At 68.4% G+C, this 18,291-nt stretch carries 16 protein-coding genes; 11 read left to right on the top strand and 5 right to left on the bottom strand.

The annotated features are described in order from the left end of the window. Window positions 1-5: 5 nt before the first annotated feature. Together EL288_RS00255 and EL288_RS00250 are read left to right on the top strand one after the other, a co-directional pair. Window positions 6-689 (top strand): SPOR domain-containing protein, encoded by a 684-nt coding sequence (locus EL288_RS00255; protein ID WP_010927242.1) that lies wholly within the window; start codon window positions 6-8, stop codon window positions 687-689. A gap of 61 nt (window positions 690-750) precedes the next feature. Beyond that, window positions 751-1,380, top strand: a complete 630-nt coding sequence (locus tag EL288_RS00250; protein WP_003815939.1) for a thiol:disulfide interchange protein DsbA/DsbL — start codon at window positions 751-753, stop codon at window positions 1,378-1,380. A gap of 81 nt (window positions 1,381-1,461) precedes the next feature. Here the strand turns inward: EL288_RS00250 and metC are convergent, their stop codons facing one another. Continuing rightward, a complete protein-coding gene (metC, locus tag EL288_RS00245; protein WP_003815941.1) occupies window positions 1,462-2,655 on the bottom strand; it encodes a cystathionine beta-lyase in 1,194 nt (397 codons plus the stop codon). A gap of 173 nt (window positions 2,656-2,828) precedes the next feature. Here metC and EL288_RS00240 point away from each other — a divergent pair, with 173 nt between their 5' ends. Further along, a complete protein-coding gene (locus EL288_RS00240) occupies window positions 2,829-3,455 on the top strand; it encodes a LysE family translocator (RefSeq protein ID WP_033448965.1) in 627 nt (208 codons plus the stop codon). Between the two features lie 23 nt (window positions 3,456-3,478). On the opposite strand, the gene EL288_RS00235 is transcribed toward EL288_RS00240, so the two are convergent. Beyond that, on the bottom strand, window positions 3,479-4,537 hold the full coding sequence (locus EL288_RS00235; protein ID WP_003815946.1) for an MBL fold metallo-hydrolase: 1,059 nt from the start codon (window positions 4,535-4,537) through the stop codon (window positions 3,479-3,481). A 74-nt stretch (window positions 4,538-4,611) separates the two neighbouring features. On the opposite strand from EL288_RS00235, the gene EL288_RS00230 reads away from it, so the two are divergent. From EL288_RS00230 to EL288_RS00205, 6 genes are all read left to right on the top strand, one after another. Beyond that, window positions 4,612-4,986, top strand: a complete 375-nt coding sequence (locus EL288_RS00230; RefSeq protein ID WP_003815949.1) for a MerR family transcriptional regulator — start codon at window positions 4,612-4,614, stop codon at window positions 4,984-4,986. Window positions 4,987-5,193: 207 nt separating this feature from the next. Continuing rightward, window positions 5,194-6,372 (top strand): isovaleryl-CoA dehydrogenase, encoded by a 1,179-nt coding sequence (locus EL288_RS00225; protein WP_003815950.1) that lies wholly within the window; start codon window positions 5,194-5,196, stop codon window positions 6,370-6,372. A 38-nt stretch (window positions 6,373-6,410) separates the two neighbouring features. Continuing rightward, complete coding sequence (gene aceK / locus EL288_RS00220; protein ID WP_003815951.1) at window positions 6,411-8,270, top strand: bifunctional isocitrate dehydrogenase kinase/phosphatase; 1,860 nt, start codon at window positions 6,411-6,413, stop codon at window positions 8,268-8,270. 34 nt (window positions 8,271-8,304) lie between these two features. Beyond that, entirely contained in the window at window positions 8,305-9,486 is a 1,182-nt protein-coding gene (locus tag EL288_RS00215) for an acetyl-CoA C-acetyltransferase (RefSeq protein ID WP_003815952.1), read from the top strand. Between the two features lie 100 nt (window positions 9,487-9,586). Next, a complete protein-coding gene (locus tag EL288_RS00210) occupies window positions 9,587-11,194 on the top strand; it encodes a carboxyl transferase domain-containing protein (RefSeq protein ID WP_003815953.1) in 1,608 nt (535 codons plus the stop codon). A gap of 46 nt (window positions 11,195-11,240) precedes the next feature. Continuing rightward, the gene (locus EL288_RS00205) at window positions 11,241-13,262 is read left to right on the top strand and encodes an acetyl/propionyl/methylcrotonyl-CoA carboxylase subunit alpha (protein ID WP_003815954.1); all 2,022 of its coding nucleotides are present in this window, start codon (window positions 11,241-11,243) and stop codon (window positions 13,260-13,262) included. 28 nt (window positions 13,263-13,290) lie between these two features. Here the strand turns inward: EL288_RS00205 and EL288_RS00200 are convergent, their stop codons facing one another. Next, a complete protein-coding gene (locus EL288_RS00200) occupies window positions 13,291-13,536 on the bottom strand; it encodes a DUF1653 domain-containing protein (protein ID WP_003815955.1) in 246 nt (81 codons plus the stop codon). Between the two features lie 13 nt (window positions 13,537-13,549). Then, window positions 13,550-14,740, bottom strand: a complete 1,191-nt coding sequence (locus tag EL288_RS00195; protein ID WP_003815956.1) for an acetylornithine transaminase — start codon at window positions 14,738-14,740, stop codon at window positions 13,550-13,552. A 195-nt stretch (window positions 14,741-14,935) separates the two neighbouring features. On the opposite strand from EL288_RS00195, the gene EL288_RS00190 reads away from it, so the two are divergent. Continuing rightward, window positions 14,936-15,901 carry a Bug family tripartite tricarboxylate transporter substrate binding protein gene (locus tag EL288_RS00190; RefSeq protein ID WP_010927246.1) on the top strand — a complete coding sequence of 322 codons (966 nt, stop codon included), beginning with the start codon at window positions 14,936-14,938 and terminating at the stop codon, window positions 15,899-15,901. A 22-nt stretch (window positions 15,902-15,923) separates the two neighbouring features. Here EL288_RS00190 and EL288_RS00185 read toward each other — a convergent pair whose 3' ends face one another. After that, window positions 15,924-16,937, bottom strand: a complete 1,014-nt coding sequence (locus EL288_RS00185) for a DSD1 family PLP-dependent enzyme (RefSeq protein ID WP_003815958.1) — start codon at window positions 16,935-16,937, stop codon at window positions 15,924-15,926. 331 nt (window positions 16,938-17,268) lie between these two features. On the opposite strand from EL288_RS00185, the gene EL288_RS00180 reads away from it, so the two are divergent. After that, window positions 17,269-18,231, top strand: a complete 963-nt coding sequence (locus tag EL288_RS00180; RefSeq protein WP_003815960.1) for a TAXI family TRAP transporter solute-binding subunit — start codon at window positions 17,269-17,271, stop codon at window positions 18,229-18,231. Window positions 18,232-18,291 lie beyond the last annotated feature (60 nt).

The following is an 18,291-nucleotide window of genomic DNA, read 5'->3' as shown; positions in this document are numbered from 1 at the left end:
CGCACATGGCCACCAAGCGTAAATCGACCCGGCGCTCCAAGGAGCGCGGCAGCACCATGTACGGTGTGCTGGCCGGCCTGCTGATCGGCCTGATCGTCGCCGCCGCTGTCGCGTTCTACGTGACCAAGGCGCCCATGCCGTTCGTCGACCGGGCCACCCGCCAGCCCGACCAGGGCAAGCTGCCCGATCCGCGCAACGCGCCCGACCCCAACCAGGGGTTGTACGGACGGGACGGGGCAGCCGGCACGCCGCCCACCGGACCGACCGCCACCGCGCCGTCGCCGCTGCCTGGCGTAACGCCCGGCGCGCCGTCCAGGCAACCGGACGACCTGGGTGCGCTGATCGCCACCCTGCCCAACCTGGACCGCGCTCCCGCCCCCGCCGCCACGCCCGCCCCGGCGGCCAAGTCCGCCAAGCCGGCCGCCCCCGCGGCCAGCGCAACGCCGGCCGCGCCGGCATCCGGCACCTATTTCCTGCAGGCCGGCGCCTATCGGGTGCTCGAAGACGCCGAAGCCCTGCGGGCGCGCATCATCCTGCTGGGATTGCCGGTGGTCATGCAGCGCGCCGAAGTCAACGGCGTACAGGTCAACCGGGTGCGCGTCGGTCCATTCGGACGCCTGGACGACATGAATCGCGCCCGCAGCAGGCTGGGCGAGAACGACATCAAATCCGCGGTGGTGCGACAATGAATCGCCATGGAACTTCCCCGCGGCATCCGCAGTCTGTAACGCTTTAACTCAGGAATTCGAGATGCAGTCGACCACGTTTACCCGTCTCCTGGCCGCCGCCGCCCTGGCCGCGACGACCCTGTTCGCGCCCGCCACCCAGGCCCAGGGCGCGCAGCAGTACGTGAACATCAACCCGCCGATGCCGTCCGACACCCCGGGCAAGATCGAAGTCCTGGAGTTCTTCGCCTACACCTGCCCGCACTGCGCCGCCATCGAACCCATGGTCGAGGACTGGGCCAAGACCGCGCCCCAGGACGTGGTGCTCAAGCAGGTGCCCATCGCCTTCAACGCCGGCATGAAGCCGCTGCAGCAGCTCTACTACACGCTGCAGGCGCTCGAGCGCCCCGACCTGCACCCCAAGGTCTTTACCGCCATCCACACCGAGCGCAAGCGCCTGTTCGACAAGAAAGCCATGGGCGAATGGGCCGCCAGCCAGGGCGTGGACCGCGCCAAGTTCGATTCGGTATTCGATTCGTTCAGCGTGCAGACGCAAGTGCAGCGCGCCTCCCAGCTGGCCGAGGCCGCCCATATCGATGGCACCCCGGCTTTTGCCGTGGGCGGCCGCTACATGACTTCGCCCGTGCTGGCCGGCAACGACTACGCCGGCGCCCTGAAGGTGGTGGACCAGCTCATCGTCCAGTCCCGCAAGTAGGCAGGGCGGCCCCGGCCGCCCCCGACGCCACAAAGCCTCCGTCCATGCGGAGGCTTTGTCGTTGATGGGGCCGCGCCGTTCTCAGGCCGAGGCTGCGCGCGCCAGCGCCTGGGTCAGGTCGGCAATGACATCCTCGGGCGACTCCAGCCCGATATGCAGCCGCACCAGCGCATTGCCGCCGCCCTGCCAATAGCGGTGGCGGGCCAGCTCCCCGGGCGTGACCAGCTGCACCAGGCTTTCGAAGCCGCCCCACGAGAAGCCGATGCCGAACAGCTGCAGCGACTCGACGAACACGCGCGCCGCGGGCTGCGACAGGCGCAGCTCGACCGCCAGCATGCCGTTGGAGCCGGAGCAGTCGCGCAGCCACAGCGCGTGGCCGGGGTCCTGAGGCCAGGCCGGATGGTAGATGCGCGCGACCTCGGGACGGCCCTGCAGGAACTCGCACACGCGCTGGGCGTGGCGCGCGTGCTGGGCCATGCGTATCGGCAGCGTACGCACGCCGCGCAACGCCAGCCAGGCATCGTCGGCGCTGACCGAGTAGCCCATGGCGTACTGCGTGCGGTTCAGGCGCTGCGCCACGGCCTCGTCATTGGTAACCACCGCGCCCAGCATCAGGTCGGAGTGGCCGCCCACGTACTTGGTGCCGGCGATCACCGAAACCTGCGCGCCCAGTTCCAGCGGGCGATAGATGTAGCCCGAGCCCCAGGTGTTGTCGGTGGCCAGCACCAGCTGGTTGCGGCGCGCGAACTCGGCCAGCGCGGGCAGATCCAGCATCTGGAACAGCAGCGACCCCGGCGACTCGACATACAGCAGACGGGTGTTGGGACGCACCAGCGCCTGCAGGTCGTCGCCGGGCGCGAAGAAGGTCAGCTCGATACCCATGCGCTTGAGCACCGCGTTGTCCAGTTCGTAGACCGGGCCATAGACGCAATCGGCCACCAGCGCATGCTCGCCGGCCGACAGCAGCGACAGAAACGCCATCGTGACGGCGCCCATGCCCGAAGACGCCAGGTAGCAGTGCGTGCCGGCTTCCAGCTCCTTGAACACGTGTTCCAGCGCCGCATGCGTATCCATGCCCATCCGGCCATAGGTCACGGCCCGGTCGCCGCCGGCCTTGCGGCGCTGCGCCTGTTCCAGCGCGGCCAGGTCACGAAAGCGCACCGTGCTGGCGCGCATCGACGGCAGGTTGACCGGGGCGGCGCCGGTATCGGGGTCGAAGGGCGCAGTGCCCAGGTGCTGGAGCAGGGTGTCGATGTGGCGGGATTCGTCGGTCATGTTCGGGTAGGCAAGTAGCGGGCGGGACGAGGGCGGCGGCGGCCGGCCTTTGAATGCGAAGCGTACCGCACCCCGTCATTACCGCGGGCAATCAGCTCATGCGGCAGCGGGTTTGCCCGTATGATGCCAGTGACGGCCCGCCACGGGCGGGCGCTTGCCCTCGAGCCGCCACCATGCTGCCTTTCGACACCTTGACCGCGTTTTTCGGCATCGCCGTCCTGCTGGCGCTGACGCCCGGCCCGGACAATCTGTTCGTGCTGATGCAATCGGCCATCTGGGGCCGGGCCGCGGGGCTGTTCGTCGTGCTGGGGCTATGCACCGGCCTGCTGGGCCACACCGCCGCGGTGGCGGTCGGGCTGGCCGCCGTATTCGCCGCCTCGCCGGCCGCCTTCACGGCGCTGAAGCTGGCGGGGGCCGCCTACCTGGCCTACCTCGCCTGGCAGGTATTGCGCGCGCCCGCGGGCGGCGGCGGCGGACAGCGGCCCGAGCCGCTGGCGCGCGGCGCGCTGTACCGGCGCGGCATCATCATGAACCTCACCAATCCCAAGGTGCTGTTGTTCTTCTTCGCGTTCCTGCCCCAGTTCACGCGGCCCGAGGCCGGGCCCATGGGCTGGCAGATCGTCGAGCTGGGTGCGGTCTTCATGCTGGCCACGCTGCTGGTGTTCGGCGCGATCGCCGTGTTCTCGGGCGGCTTCGGCCGCTTGCTGCAGCGCTCGGCGCGCGCCCAGCGCTGGCTCAACCGCCTGGCCGGGCTGGTATTCATCGGCCTGGCGCTGCGGCTGGCAACCGCCAGCCGCTAGCCTGCCCGCAGCAGGCGCGCCCGCTACGCCGCCTGGAAACGCACGATGCCGTCGGCATCGGTGCGGCGCTTGAGCTTGCCTTCGAAATACAGCGCGTGCAGGTGCGCCAGTGCCTCGCCCATGGCGAAGGTCAGCTGATGCAGGTCCAGCTTGCGCTTGAACAGTACCGGGACGATATCGGCCGTCGACTGCGGCGTCGCACAGGCCTGCAGGACTTCAGCCAGGCGCTCGTCGTGGTGCGCGTGCTGCTGGGCGATGCGTTCGTGCAGCCCGACGAACGGACGGCCATGCGAAGGCAGCACCACGGTATCGGCCGGCAGATCGTCGTAGCGATCGAGCGAGCGCAAGTACAGCGGCAGCGGATTGGCGTCCGGCTCGTGGTCGAACACGCTGACGTTGGTCGAAATGCGCGGCAGCACCATGTCGCCCGAGATCAGCACCTTGTGCGCGGGGCTGAACAGGGACACATGCTCGGGCGCATGCCCATAACCCACGATGACGCGCCAGGGGTGTCCGCCGATGGCGACCTCGTCGCCATGCAGCAGGCGCGTGTAGCGCGACGGCACGGCGGGCACCAGGTTGGGGTAATAGCCGGCGCGCTGGCGGATCTGCTCCTGCGCATCCGTGTCGGTCAGCCCGTGGCGGGCAAAGTGCTCGACCGCGGCCTGGCCGCCCGAGGCGCCGCCATCGGTACGCCGCGACCACAGGCTGGCCACCATGAAATCGGTCATGCTGATCCACAGCGGCGCATTCCAGCGCTCGCACAGCCAGTGCGCCAGCCCGATGTGGTCGGGGTGCATGTGGGTCACCAGCACGCGCAGCACCGGCAGGCCTTCCAGTTCGTTCTCGAACACCTGCTCCCAGATCGTCTTCACTTCGTCGCGCGCGATGCCGCAATCGACGATGGTCCAGCCCTGGCGGCCGTCGATCTCGTCACGCAGCAGCCACAGGTTGATGTGGTCCAGGGCGAACGGCAGCGGCATCCGTATCCACTTCACCCCTTCGGCCACCACGAGGGCCACGCCGGGCTCGGGTTGTGTCTGGTCCCACGGATACTGCAGTTTCTGCTCGTTCGGATTCATTGCCTCTCCCTGTATTGGCTTGACGCCTGCTTCAACTCATCATAATTTACGTTTACGTAAACTGCCAAACGCTCATGTCTACCTGGACCATCTCCGAACTCGCACGCGAGTTCGACATTACGCCACGCACGATTCGTTTCTACGAAGACCAGGGCATCGTCAGCCCTTTGCGCGATGGCCGCAACCGCGTCTACAGCACGCGCGACCGCGCGCGCCTGAAGCTGGCCCTGCGCGGCAAGCGGCTGGGCCTGTTGCTGTCGGAGATCCGCAGCCTGATCGACATGTACGATGGCCCGGGCGACACCGCCCCGCAACTGCGCCACTACCTGACCATACTCGCCCAGCACCGCGCCACCCTGGAGCAGCAGCAGCGCGACATCGAAGATACCCTGGCCGAAATCGCCCAGCAGGAATTGCAATGCCAGCGCCTGCTGGCGCAGAAACAGTAAGTCCGCACGGCCGTGCCCATGGCGGTGCCCGCGCATGAAATTGCTAGGGAAAACCCGACTCAACTTTACGTTTACGTAAACGTAATATTTGCGCTGCATCATTGCCCGGGCCCACGCGGCGGCGCATGATGTGGCTAGCTGCAATCCCGATCCGGGGTGCACCCGGCCCCGCTAAAGGCGTAAGTGCTCACTATCACGGAGACACCCATGGACATTCCCGGTCTTAATTTCAATCTGGGCGAAGACCTGGATATGCTGCGCGACGCGGTGCGCACTTTCGCCAACGCCGAGATCGCGCCCCGCGCGGCCGAGATCGACCGCAGCGATCAGTTCCCCATGGACCTGTGGCGCAAATTCGGCGACCTGGGCGTGCTGGGCATGACGGTCAGCGACGAATACGGCGGAACCGGGCTGGGCTATCTGGCCCACATGGTGGTCATGGAGGAAATCTCGCGCGCCAGCGCCTCGGTGGCGCTGTCCTACGGCGCGCACTCCAACCTGTGCGTCAACCAGATTTTCCGCAACGGCAGCGAGGCCCAGAAGGCCCGCTACCTGCCCAAGCTGGTCAGCGGCGAACACGTGGGCGCGCTGGCCATGAGCGAGCCGGGCGCGGGGTCCGATGTGGTCAGCATGCGCCTGCGCGCCGACAGGAAGGGCGACCGCTACGTGCTCAACGGCACCAAGATGTGGATCACCAACGGCCCCGACGCCGATACGCTGGTGGTCTACGCCAAGACCGATCCCGAAGCGCACCAGCGCGGCATCACCGCCTTCCTGGTCGAAAAGGGCTTCAAGGGTTTCTCCGTGGCGCAGAAGCTGGACAAGCTGGGCATGCGCGGCAGCCACACCGGCGAGCTGGTGTTCGAAGACTGCGAGGTGCCGGAAGAAAACGTCCTGGGCCAGGTCAATGGCGGCGTGCGCGTGCTGATGAGCGGGCTGGACTACGAACGCGCCGTGCTGTCGGGCGGGCCGCTGGGCATCATGCAGGGCGTGATGGACGTGGTGGTGCCCTATATCCACGACCGCAAGCAATTCGGCCAGGCCATCGGCGAGTTCCAGCTCATCCAGGGCAAGATCGCCGACATGTACAGCGTGCTGCAGGCCAGCCGCGCCTTCTGCTACGCGGTCGGCCGCAACCTCGACCAGCTCGGCGCCGGCCACGTGCGCCAGGTGCGCAAGGACTGCGCGGCCCTGATCCTGTACACGGCCGAGAAGGCCACCTGGATGGCCGGCGAGGGCGTGCAGATCCTGGGCGGCAACGGCTATATCAATGAATATCCGGTCGGACGCATGTGGCGCGACGCCAAGCTGTACGAGATCGGCGCCGGCACCAGCGAGATCCGCCGCATGCTGATCGGCCGGGAACTCTACGCGGAAACCGCATGACCGACCGCCATGCCCGCAAGCAATAGCACGAGCCAGCCATGATCTACAGCGGCGATGTCCAACGCATCGAACCGGCGCCGGTCGCGGGACCCGCTCCGCTGGATGTCGCGCACCTGATCCTGGCCGGCTTCGATCGCCACTATGCGCTGTTTCGCTACAGCGCGCAGCGCGCCAAGTCGCTGTTCGAATCGGGCGACTGGCATGGCATGCAACGCCTGTCGCGCGAACGCATCGAGTACTACGACATGCGCGTGCGCGAATGCGCCACGCAACTCGACAGCGCGCTGCGCGGCTCCGACGCGCGCACGGCCGATGGCTCGCGCGCCAATGGCAGCGCGGCGCTGAGCGAAGCGCAGACGGCGTTCTGGCAGGCGGTCAAGCAGGAGTTCGTGGGGCTGCTGGCCGACCATCGCCAGCCCGAATGCGCCGAGACGTTCTTCAATTCGGTCTCGTGCCGCATCCTGCACCGCGACTACTTCCACAACGATTTCCTGTTCGTGCGGCCAGCCATCGCGACCGATTACCTGGACAGCCGCATCCCGTCGTACCGGGTCTACTATCCGGTGGCCGAAGGCCTGCACAAGAGCCTGATCCGCATGGTCGCGGACTTCGGCCTGGCCGTGCCGTACGCCGACCTGCCGCGCGACGCGCGCCTGCTGGCGCGCGCGGCGGTGCGCCAGTTGCGCGGCCAGCTGCCGCGCCACGCCGGCCCGCGGCTGGCCTCGGACTGCCAGATCCAGGTGCTGGGCTCGCTGTTCTTCCGCAATACCGGCGCCTACATCGTCGGCCGCCTCATCAACCAGGGCACGGTCTACCCGTTCGCTGTCGCCCTGCGCCGCAACCCGGCCGGGCAGGTGTGCCTGGATGCGCTGCTGCTGGGCGCCGACGACCTCAGTACGCTGTTCAGCTTCACGCGGGCGTATTTCCTGGTGGACATGGAAACGCCGGCAGCCGTGGTCAATTTCCTGGCCAGCCTGCTGCCGCGCAAGCCCAAGGCCGAGCTCTACACCATGCTCGGCCTGCAGAAGCAGGGCAAGACCCTGTTCTACCGCGACTTCCTGCACCACCTGACGCATTCGCGCGACGCCTTCGACATCGCCCCGGGCATCCGCGGCATGGTGATGTGCGTGTTCACGTTGCCGTCCTATCCGTACGTCTTCAAGCTGATCAAGGACCGCATCGACAAGGACGGCATGGACCACGCCACGGTGCGGCGCAAGTATCAGATGGTCAAGCTGCACGATCGCGTCGGACGCATGGCCGATACCTGGGAATATTCTCAGGTCGCACTGCCGCGCAGCCGCTTCGCCCCCCGGTTGCTGGAAGAACTGCGCCGGCTGGTCCCCAGCCTGATCGAGGAAAACGGCGATACGGTGGTGATCCGCCATGTCTACATCGAGCGGCGCATGATGCCGCTGAACCTCTACCTGCGCCACGCCAGCGACCCGCTGCTCGAGGTCGCCGTGCGCGAGTACGGCGACGCCATCCGCCAGCTCGCCACGGCCAATATCTTCCCGGGCGACATGCTGTACAAGAACTTCGGCGTCACCCGCCTGGGCCGGGTCGTGTTCTACGACTACGACGAAATCCAGCGCATGACGGAGATGAATTTCCGCGCCATTCCGCCGGCGCCCAACGAAGAAGCCGAGCTTTCCAGCGAACCGTGGTACGCGGTGGGCCCCAATGATGTCTTTCCCGAGGAGTTCGGCCGCTTCCTGCTGGGCGATCCGCGCGTGCGCCAGGCCTTCCTGCGACATCACGCCGATCTGCTGGCGCCCCAGTGGTGGCAGGCCTGCCGCGCGCGCGTGGCGCAAGGCCGGATTGAAGAGTTTTTCCCTTACGATACCGACAGGCGGTTGCACCCCCAGGCCGCGCCACCTCCGCGCACGGCCGCATAGCGCCACACCCTGTCCCGATTTCTAGGAGCAAGTCATGTCCGATCCCATTGTTATCGTTTCCGTCGCCCGCACGCCCATGGGCGGCATGCTGGGCAGCCTGTCCGGCCTGGCCGCCCACGAGCTGGGCTCGGCCGCCATCAAGGCGGCCATCGAGCGCGCCGGCATCAAGCCCGAACAGGTCGATGAAGTCATCATGGGCAACGTGCTGCAGGCCGGCCAGGGCCAGGCGCCCGCCCGCCAGGCCGCGCTCGGCGCCGGCCTGCCGCTGGGCGTGGGCTGCACCACGATCCACAAGGTGTGCGGCTCGGGCCTGAAGGCCGCCATGTTCGGCCACGACCTGCTGACCGCGGGCTCGGTCGACGTCGTGGTCGCCGGCGGCCAGGAAAGCATGAGCAACGCGCCCTACCTGCTGCTCAAGGGCCGCCAGGGCTACCGCTACGGCCACAACACGGTGTACGACCACATGGCCCTGGACGGCCTGGAAGACGCCTATGACCGCGGCAAGGCGATGGGCGTATTCGCCGAGGACTGCGCCACCAAGTACAGCTTCACGCGCGAGCAGCAGGACGCCTTCTCGCTCGAATCGCTGCGCCGCGCGCGCGCCGCCAGCGAGGATGGCAGCTTCAAGTGGGAGATCGCGCCGGTAACCGTGGCCGGCCGCAAGGGCGATACGGTGATCGATACCGACGAGGCGCCCACCAAGGCCATGCCCGAGAAGATCCCGACGCTCAAGCCGGCTTTCAAGAAGGATGGCACCGTCACCGCTGCCAACTCGTCGTCGATCTCCGACGGCGCCGCGGCCATGGTGCTGATGCGCGCCTCCACCGCCGAGAAACTGGGCGTCAAGCCGCTGGCCCGCATCGTCGCCCATGCCCAGCATGCGCAGGAGCCGAACTGGTTCACCACCGCCCCGGTCGGCGCGCTGAAGAACCTGTTCAAGAAAACCGGCTGGCAAGCCAGCGACGTGGATCTGTACGAGATCAACGAAGCCTTCGCCGTGGTCACCATGGCGGCCATGAAGGACTTCGACCTGCCGCACGACAAGGTCAACGTGCATGGCGGCGCGACCGCGCTGGGCCACCCCATCGGCGCATCGGGTGCGCGCCTGATGGCCACGCTGGTCGGCGCGCTGCGCAAGACCGGCGGCAAGCGCGGCGTGGCCACGCTGTGCATCGGCGGCGGCGAAGCCGTCGCGATGGCCATCGAAATGCTGTAAACCGCCCCCGGGCCTGCCGGTTCGCCGGCAGGCCGGCGGGGCCGCGGCCTCGCCCACGGCAAGAATCCGCCGCCTCCATCAACGCCCCACGGGTACGCCCATGCCTATCATCGAATCCCGCATCGATACGCGGTCGCAGGACTACGCCGACAATGCGCGCGCCATGCAGGCGCAGCTCGACGACCTGAACCAGAAGCTGGCCCGGACGGCGCAAGGCGGCAGCGAAACCGCGCGCGCCAAGCACGTGGGACGCGGCAAATTGCTGCCGCGCGAACGCGTCGAACAACTGGTCGACCCGGGCAGCCCGTTCCTGGAGCTCTCGCCCATGGCCGCGCACGGCATGTATGGCGACGAAGCGCCAGGCGCCGGCATGATCACGGGCGTCGGCCGCATCGCCGGCACCGAATGCGTCATCGTGTGCAACGACGCCACCGTCAAGGGCGGCACGTACTACCCGATGACGGTCAAGAAGCATTTGCGCGCCCAGGAGATCGCCGCGCAGAACCGGCTGCCGTGCGTCTACCTGGTCGATTCGGGCGGCGCCAACCTGCCGCGCCAGGACGAGGTGTTCCCCGACCGCGATCACTTCGGCCGCATCTTCTACAACCAGGCCGTCATGTCGTCGCAGGGCATCGCGCAGATCGCGGTGGTGATGGGATCGTGCACCGCCGGCGGCGCGTACGTGCCCGCCATGTGCGACGAATCCATCATCGTGCGCGACCAAGGCACCATTTTCCTGGGCGGACCGCCCCTGGTGAAAGCGGCCACGGGCGAGGAGGTCAGCGCCGAAGACCTCGGCGGCGGCGACGTGCACACGCGCCTGTCCGGCGTGGCCGATCACCTCGCCGCCAACGACATGCACGCGCTGCAGCTGGCGCGCAACGCCGTGGCCCGCCTGAACCGCGCCAAGCCGGCTGCGCTGGCGCTGGCGCCGGTGCGCGAACCGCGCTACGACGCCAGCGAACTCAACGGCATCATTCCGGCCGACACGCGCAAGCCCTACGACGTGCGCGAAGTCATCGCGCGCATCGTCGACGGCTCGGAATTCGACGAATTCAAGGCGCGCTACGGCACCACCCTGGTCACCGGCTTTGCCCATATCCATGGCATGCCGGTGGGCATCGTCGCCAACAACGGCATTCTGTTCTCGGAATCGGCGCAAAAGGGCGCGCACTTCATCGAGCTGTGCGCGCAGCGCAAGATCCCCCTGGTCTTCCTGCAGAACATCACCGGCTTCATGGTGGGCCGCAAGTACGAAAACGAAGGCATCGCGCGCCACGGCGCCAAGATGGTGACCGCCGTGGCCACCGCCGCCGTTCCCAAGTTCACGATACTCATCGGCGGCTCGTTCGGGGCCGGCAACTACGGCATGTGCGGGCGCGCCTATTCACCGCGCATGCTGTTCATGTGGCCCAACGCGCGCATATCCGTGATGGGCGGCGAACAGGCCGCCAGCGTGCTGGCCACCGTCAAGCGCGACGGCATCGAGGCGCGCGGCGCGCAATGGAGCGGCGCCGAGGAAGACGCCTTCAAGCAGCCGATCCGCGAGCAGTACGAGCGCGAGGGCCATCCCTACTATGCCACCGCGCGGCTTTGGGACGACGGCATCATCGCGCCGGCCGATACCCGCCGCGTGCTGGGCCTGGCGCTGTCGGCGGCCCTGAACGCGCCGATCGAAGACACGCGCTTCGGCGTTTTCCGCATGTAATCCGCCGCGGCGCCACGCCACGGCGCCGCGCCACCAAGGAGCCATCGTGTTCTCCACCCTGCTGATTGCCAACCGCGGCGAAATCGCCTGCCGCGTCGCCGCCACCGCCCGCCGCATGGGCCTTCGCACCGTCGCCGTCTATTCGGATGCCGACGCCAACGCGCGCCATGTGGCCGCCTGCGATGTCGCCGTGCATATCGGCGGCGCCGAGCCGCGCGCCAGCTACCTGCGCGCCGATGCCATCCTGCAGGCCGCGCGCGACACCGGCGCGCAAGCCATCCACCCCGGCTACGGCTTCCTGTCCGAAAACGAAGGCTTTGCCGAAGCCGTGGCGCAGGCCGGCATGGTGTTCGTCGGCCCGCCGGCCGGCGCGATCGCCGCCATGGGCAGCAAATCGGCCGCCAAGGCGCTGATGGAGCGCGCCGGCGTGCCGCTGGTGCCCGGCTACCATGGCGAGGACCAGGATCCGCAGTTCCTCCGGCAGCAGGCCGACGCCATCGGCTACCCGGTACTGATCAAGGCCAGCGCCGGCGGCGGCGGCAAGGGCATGCGCGTGGTCGAGGAGAGCGCCGCCTTCGCCGACGCGCTGGCCTCGTGCCAGCGTGAAGCCAGCGCCAGCTTCGGCGATGACCGCGTGCTCATCGAGCGCTACCTGCAGAAGCCTCGCCACATCGAAATCCAGGTGTTCGCCGACAGCCACGGCAATTGCGTCTACCTGTTCGAACGCGACTGTTCCGTGCAGCGGCGCCACCAGAAAGTCATCGAGGAAGCGCCCGCGCCGGGCATGACGCCGGAACGCCGCCGCGCCATGGGCGAGGCGGCGGTGGCGGCGGCGCGCGCGGTGGGCTACGTAGGCGCGGGCACCGTCGAGTTCATCGCCGAACCCGACGGCCGCTTCTACTTCATGGAAATGAATACACGGCTGCAGGTGGAGCACCCGGTCACCGAAATGATCACCGGCCATGACCTGGTCGAATGGCAATTGCGCGTGGCCGCCGGCCAGCCGCTGCCGGCCGCCCAGGACGAACTGCGCCTGGACGGCCACGCCATCGAGGCGCGCATCTACGCCGAGAACCCGGAAAAGGGCTTCCTGCCGTCGATCGGCACGCTGGCCTACCTGGGCCTGCCCGCGCACACGGCCTTCGCCAACGGCGAGGTGCGCGTCGACGGCGGCGTGCGCATGGGCGACACGATCACGCCCTATTACGACCCCATGATCGCCAAGCTGATCGTCCATGGCGCCGACCGCGAGCAGGCGCGCGCGCGCATGATCCAGGCGCTGGCGCACACCCAGGCCGTCGGCGTGCAGACAAACGCCGCCTTCCTGGGCCGCCTGATGCGCGACGAGGCCTTCGCCACGGCCGACCTCGATACCGGCCTGATCGAACGCCGCCGCGCCACGCTGCTGCCCGAACCGCAACCGGCCGGCGCCGACGTGCTGGCCCTGGCCAGCGCCGCCGTGCTGGTGCGCCAGGGCCTGGCCCAGCCGCAAGGCGAGGCCGGCAAGGCGGCCGACCCCTGGGACGCGCGCGACGGCTGGCGGCTGGGCGGCCGCTACCGGCAGACCCTGTGCTGGGTCGACAACGGCGAACGGCGCGACATCGAGATCACGCGCGAGGGCGGGCAATGGCGCATCGGCGCCGCGCCCGCGGCCGGCCAGGCCTTCTCCTGGCGTGCCCAGCCCAGCGCCAACCCCCAGCTCAGCTACGGCCTGCGCATCACGCTGGATGGCCGGGAAAGCGCCGGCACCGTGGTCCTGCATGCCGGCAAGGCCTATGTGTTCCACGACGGCGCCACCCATATCCTGGACCTGTACGATGCCCTGGCGCATGCCCAGGACGATGCCGAGGGCCATGGCGGCGGCCTGACCGCACCCATGCCCGGCAAGATCATCTCGATCGCGGTCGCCGTGGGCGACAAGGTCGAGAAGGGCCAGGCGCTGCTGGTGATGGAGGCCATGAAAATGGAGCACACCATCACGGCGCCGGCCGCCGGCGAAGTCGCCGGCCTGTTCTATGCCGTGGGCGACCAGGTCGGCGAAGGCGCCGCGCTGATCGAAGTGAAGTGAATGACGCCGGGCGCGGCCCGGCGTCGGGTCAGCCTTGCTCCGGCGTGACGTGGCCCACGTAGGCAAAGCGCGGCTGCGGGCCGGCGCCGGTGTCCACGGTCTCGTTCCAGATGCGCAGCAGGCGCGTGCTCATCGGCAGGCCGGCGCGCGCGTACAGCCGGGTGTACACCACCACCACCTCGTCCGTTTCGTCGGCGCGCGCCAGCCCCAGGGCCAGGTAATGATCGCCCTTGTAGTGGCGGTAGACGCCGGGACGGAAGTCCTGCATCGCCATGCCGGTCCCGTCCTTACTTGCGCACGGCGGCGATCACGCCGTCGAGCTGCTCGAGCATGCGGGCCATGTCGGCTTCGGTCACGTTCAGCGCCGGCATGAAGCGCAGCAGATTGCCGCGCGGCGCGTTCAGCAGCAGGCCCTCCGGCGCCAGCATGCGCGCGGCCTCGACGATGGCCGGGGCGTCGTCGCGGTCCAGCACCAGGGCGCGCAGCAGACCCATGCCGCGCTCGCCGCGCAGGCCGCGCTTGGCCGACAGCGCCAGCAGGCCTTCGGACAACTGGCGCGTGCGCGCCTGCGCCGCCTCCATGAAGCCCGGCGCGGTGATGGTGTCGAACACCGCCACGCCGACCGCCGCGCACAAAGGGTTGCCGTTGTAGGTGCCGCCCTGGTCGCCGTGCGCGAACACGCAGACCTCCTCGCGCGCCAGCAGGGCGGCCAGCGGAATGCCGCCGCCGATGCCCTTGGCCAGCGTCATGATGTCGGGGATCACGTCGAATTGCTGGTACGCGAACAGCGAGCCGGTGCGGCCCATGCCGGTCTGCACTTCGTCGACGATGAACAGGATGCCGTGCTCGTCGGCCAGCTTGCGCAGGCCCTGCATGAACTCGCGCGTGGCCGGAATCACGCCGGCCTCGCCCTGCACGGGCTCGAGCATCACGGCCACCGTCTGCGCGTCGATCAGGGCGCGCACCGAGTCGAGATCATTGATCTCGGCCTTGGGAAAGCCCTCCACCTGCGGCGCGAACATCGTGTCCCAGCCCGGCTTGCCCGAGGCCGACATGGTGGCCAGCGTGCGGCCATGGAAACCGTGGTTCATGGTGATGATCTTGTAGGCGCCGTTACGGTTCACGCGCCCCCATTTGCGCGCCAGCTTGATGGCGCCTTCGTTGGCCTCCGCGCCGCTGTTGGCGAAGAACACGCGGTCGAAACACGATGCCGAGGTCAGGCGCTGCGCCAGTTCGATCGACGGCAGGTTGTAGAACGCCGGCGACGGGTTCATCAGCTTGTCGGCCTGCTCGGCCAGCGCGCGCTTCATCTCGGGCGCGCAATGGCCCAGCGTGTTGACGGCCCAGCCTTGCACGAAATCGAGATATCGCTTGCCGGCATGGTCCTCCAGCCAGGAACCCTGACCTCGCACGAACACCAGGTCCGGGCGGGCGGTGATCTCCATGAGGGCGTTGACTTTGAACTGGCTGAATTCCATGGCGGTTCCTGCTGGTAAGAAAAAACAGGGAAGAAGGGAGGGCGAAACCCGAAATTTAGCACCGACCGGACAATGCTATCGTGACGGCAACCCCTTCCTCGGCTTCGGGACGGCCCAAAAGGCCCGCCCCGCATGCCGGCCGGCGGGCTCCGACCCTTGCGCCCGCCCCGTTCAACCGTCTTTCGAGCAGTCAACATGAATCGCGTTTTCGCCGGCCTGTGCGCCGGTCTTGCCCTGGCCGCCGCCAGCTTCGCCGCCCACGCCGACTATCCCGAGCGTCCGATCCGCATGCTCGTGCCGTTCCCGCCCGGCCAGGCCACCGACATCTTCGCCCGCGCGCTGGCCGAGAAACTGGGCGCCGACCTCAAACAGCCCATCGTGGTCGAGAACCGCGCCGGCGCCGGCAGCAATATCGGCATGGGCGAGGCCGCCCGCGCCACCCCGGATGGCTACACCCTGGTCGTTGCCGGCAGCGCCGCAGCGGTCAACCAGACGCTGTACAAGAACATCAACTACAGCCTCACCAAGGACTTCGCGCCAGTCTCGGGCGTGTTCTCCGTGCCGCTGGTATTCCTGGCCACGCCCGCCTCGGGCATCGACAGCCTGCAGAAACTGGTGACGCAAGCCCGCGCGCATCCCGGCGAACTGGCCTACGCCAGCGCCGGCATCGGCGGCACCCAGCACCTGTCGGCCGAGATGTTCAAGGCCGCCGCGGACATCGACATCCGCCATATCCCGTACAAGGGCAGCGGCCCGGCGCAGGCCGATTTCCTGGGCCACCAGGTGCCGTTGATGGTGGATTCGGTCACCGCCGGCCTGCCGCACATCAAGACCGGCAAGGCCGTGCCGCTGGCGGTCACCACCGCCAGCCGGCTGGCGCAGCTGCCCGACGTGCCGACGGTGGCCGAATCGGGCTATCCGGGCTTCGAAGCCATCGGATGGGCCGCCGTGCTGGCCCCGGCGGGCACGCCGCCGGCCGTCACCGAGCTGCTCAGCCGCCATATCGGCCAGGCGCTGGGCAGCGCCGAACTCGCCAGGTTCCTGCGCGAGCGCGGCGCCGAACCCATGCCGACCACCCCGCAGGCGACCAGCCAGTTCATCGCCGCCGAAGTCCAGAAATGGGGCGACGCGGTACGCCGCTCGGGCGCGCAGGTCGACTGACCGGAAGCGGCGCGGCCTGTGCCTAACGGCTCAGGCCGCGTGCGGCGATCGGCCAGAGGTCGACCACGACATCGTCACGAAACACCACCAGGCTGTCGTGCAGATTGAAGGTCGGATCCACGTGCGACGGCACCAGCCGCACCATCTCGCCCAGCGCCGGCGCGGACGCGCCGGGCTCCACCCGCGCCACGCCGTGCTCGTCGTTGGCGGCGAGATAAGTCAGGCCGGCACGGCCCGCCACCCGCGGCGGGCCGCATTCCGCGGTGCTGGACTTCAGCCCCGCGTCGAGCACGACGCGGCCGGCAGCCGGCGTGCTCATCACCGTGCTCAATACATACAGGCTTGGTTCGAAGCGCAGCGTCTCGGCCCATTCGTTGTCGCCATAGTCGGCGTCCATGAACGGGTATGAGCCCGCCTGCAACTCCGTGAATACGCCGCTGGCGGCATCGAACTGCGCGCTGCCCGTGCCCGAGCCCGTGATGGTCGGACACGCGAGGCCGGCGGCGCGCAGGGCGTCGGCATGCGCCGCCGCGGCGCGCGCCACCTCGGCACAGACCGCGGCGCGATCGGCCTGCGTACGCATGTGCTGCACCGAGCCGTGATACGCCTGCAGGCCGCCAAAGCGCAAGCCCGCCGCCGCGTCGGCGCGCCGCGCCAGCGCCAGCACCACCTGCGGGTCGGTCACCCCGCAGCGTCCCTGGCCCACGTCCACCTCGACCAGCACCGTCACCCGCGCCCCCGCGCGCTCCATGGCTTGCGCCAGCGCCTCCAGGTTGTCGGGATGGTCCACGCATACGCTGATGTCGGCCTGGCGCGCCAGCTCGCCCAGCAAGGCCAGCTTCGCGGGGCCGACCACCTCGTTGCTGATGTGGATATCGCGCACGCCAGCCGCGACGAACGGCAGCGCCTCGCTCACCTTCTGGCAGCAGATGCCGCGCGCGCCCAGCGCAAGCTGGCGCAAGGCTACCTCCGGGCACTTGTGCGCCTTGGCGTGGGGCCGCAGCGCCACGCCATGGCGCTCGGCCCAATCCTGCATGACGCGCAGATTGCGCTCGAACGCCGCAAGATCCAGCGCCAGGCTGGGCGTATCGACATCGCGCAGGGCCTGCCCGGCGCGGGCGGCCGGCGGCAGTATTGGAGCCACGGAAGCATTCACAGCGAGTTTCCTTGTTCGTATTCGTTTCGACGGCTGCGCCGCGCACGGCAAGTCATAACCTGGGCAGGGGTAGCCATAACCCGAGGCCGGGTTTACCCCCAGGTAAACGATACCCCTCCGGACATTGGCTAACGCTTTTGTGCATGACAAAATCCCGAACCTATAAAGGGTTGTACCGCAAGGCTCGCCCTTTTTCACTGGAGAAGCCCTCATGTCTATGAAAAGCTGGATCAAAACCCTGACCCTCGCCTTGGCTGTCGCCGGCGCCGCTACCTCGGCCAACGCGCAACAGTTCTTCCGTATCGGCACCGGCGGCACCGCCGGCACGTACTATCCCGTCGGCGGCATGATCGCCAACTCGATCTCCCAGCCCGGCAAGCTGATCGCCACCGCCGTCGCGTCCAACGGTTCGGTTGCCAACATCAACGGCATCCTGGGCGGCTCGCTCGAAGCGGGCTTCACGCAATCCGACGTGGCCTATTGGGCTTACAGCGGCACCGGCACCTTCGACGGCAAGCCCAAGGCCCAGGACCTGCGCCTGATCGCCACGCTGTATCCCGAAAGCATTCACCTGGTGGCGCGCAAGGGCTCCGGCATCAAGACGGTGGCCGACCTGCGCGGCAAGCGCGTCTCGATGGACGAACCCGGCTCGGGCACGCTGGTCGACGTGCGCCTGATCCTCGGCGCCTTCGGCATGACCGACAAGGACATCAAGGCCGAATACCTCAAGCCCAACCAGGCCGGCGACAAGCTGAAGGATGGCGGCCTGGACGCGTTCTTCTTCGTGGGCGGCGCGCCGGCCGGCGCGATTTCCGAACTGGCCTCCAGCGGCGCCGGCATCGAGCTGGTGCCCATCGTCGGCCCGGAAATCGACAAGCTGCGCAGCCAGCAGGAGTTCTTCACGCCCGACACCATCGCCGCCAACACCTACCAGAACGTGGGCGAGGTCAAGACCATCTCGGTCAACGCGCAACTGGTCACCTCGGCCAAGCTGCCCGAGCAGACCGTCTATGACATCGTCAAGGCGCTCTACAGCGACGCCACCCGCAAGACGCTGGACAATGGCCATGCCAAGGGCAAGCTGATCACCAAGGAAAACGCCGTCAAGGGCGCCGGCATCCCCTTCCACGCGGGCGCCGAGAAGTACTACAAAGAAGTCGGCCTGCTGAAGTAATGGACTGGACGCGCCGTGCCTGCATCGCGCGTCCCGACTCCAATGCGCCAATCGCGCTGC

The sequence above is a fragment of the Bordetella bronchiseptica genome (assembly GCF_900636925.1).
GTDB classification, from domain to species: domain Bacteria; phylum Pseudomonadota; class Gammaproteobacteria; order Burkholderiales; family Burkholderiaceae_B; genus Bordetella; species Bordetella pertussis.
Note: the sequence above shows the minus strand (reverse complement) of the source record. Positions and strands in the feature narration are given on the sequence as shown.